2 protein-coding genes are annotated in these 1033 nt (G+C 67.1%); both read right to left on the bottom strand.

Going from position 1 to position 1033, the window contains the following annotated elements; all coding sequences use genetic code 11:
- A partial coding sequence (locus ACSFA2_RS25920) for a toxin-antitoxin system YwqK family antitoxin (protein WP_435458189.1) occupies window positions 1-431 on the bottom strand: 431 nt, incomplete at its 3' end.
- A 1-nt stretch (window position 432) separates the two neighbouring features.
- Window positions 433-846: a VOC family protein gene (locus ACSFA2_RS25915; RefSeq protein ID WP_435458188.1), complete on the bottom strand. Its 414-nt coding sequence runs from the start codon at window positions 844-846 to the stop codon at window positions 433-435.
- Window positions 847-1033 lie beyond the last annotated feature (187 nt).

The raw sequence follows: 1033 nt of genomic DNA, 5'->3' as shown, positions 1-1033 counted from the left end.
CTGCCGGTGTCGGGATAGAAGATGGCGCGCCGCAGCTTGCCGTCGGGGTAGAAGTTGCGCACCAGCCCGCGCTCCTGGCCGTCGTCGTAGGTGGCGTCGCGCAGCACGCGGCCCGTGGGCGAGAACTCGCGGGCGCGGCCGTGCAGGTTGCCCTTGGCGTTGAGGCTGTGCTCCTTGGCGAGCTTGCCCTTCTCGTAGATGCGCACCAGGCCCATCGACACGCCGTTCTGGATCTGCTCTTCGCGCTGCAACTCGCCGGTTGCGTGGTCCTTGCAGCGCAGCAGGCCGGTCTTGCCGGCGGTGCTGCTGCCGTTGGCGGGGTTCACGCTGCGGCCGTTGAGCTCGCAGTCGAGCTGGGCATGCGCCGCCGTGGCACAGAGGAGTGCGAAGAGTGCGGCGGCGCCGCGAGGGGCGATCCGGCGCGGGGTCATTTCACTTGTCGTACAGCGTTTCGAGGGAGCGGAAGCCCTTGATCTCGATCGGGTTGCCGAACGGGTCGAAGAAGAACATCGTCCATTGCTCGCCCGGCTGGCCCTCGAAGCGCACCTGCGGCTTCAGCACGAACTCGGTGCCGGCGGCTTCGAGCCGCGCGGCCATTGCCTGCCAGTCGGGCAGGGCCAGCGCGAGGCCGAAGTGCGGCATTGGCACCATCACGTCGCCGACGCGGCCGGTGCGGGCAGTGGCGAAGGGTTCGCCGAGGTGGAGGGAAATCTGGTGGCCGAAGAAGTCGAAGTCGACCCAGGTGTCGGTGCTGCGGCCTTCGGCGCAGCCGAGCACGTCGCCATAGAAGCGGCGGGCGCCGTCGAGGCCGCGAACATTGAAGGCAAGGTGGAAGATGCTCTGCATGGTTTCGGATTATGGGCAGCGGTGCTGTGAGAATGCCGGACTTTCTTTCATCGTGGAGCAAGCCTTGCGGATACTCCGGAGTCTCGTTGCGCGGATGCGCGACATCCTCTCTGTTCTTCCTTCCGCGCCGGATTTCCGGCGCATGCCGCGCCGCATCCTGGTTGGCGCGTGCTGTGCGTTCAGCTTC

The sequence above is a fragment of the Variovorax cryoconiti genome (assembly GCF_051216395.1).
GTDB lineage: Bacteria > Pseudomonadota > Gammaproteobacteria > Burkholderiales > Burkholderiaceae_C > Variovorax.
This window is presented reverse-complemented; position numbering and strand designations above follow the sequence as displayed.

Bases quoted from the DNA above. Each gene is read 5' to 3' on its own strand.
- ACSFA2_RS25915 (WP_435458188.1), bottom strand. From the start codon at position 846: ATGCAGAGCATCTTCCACCTTGCCTTCAATGTTCGCGGCCTCGACGGC.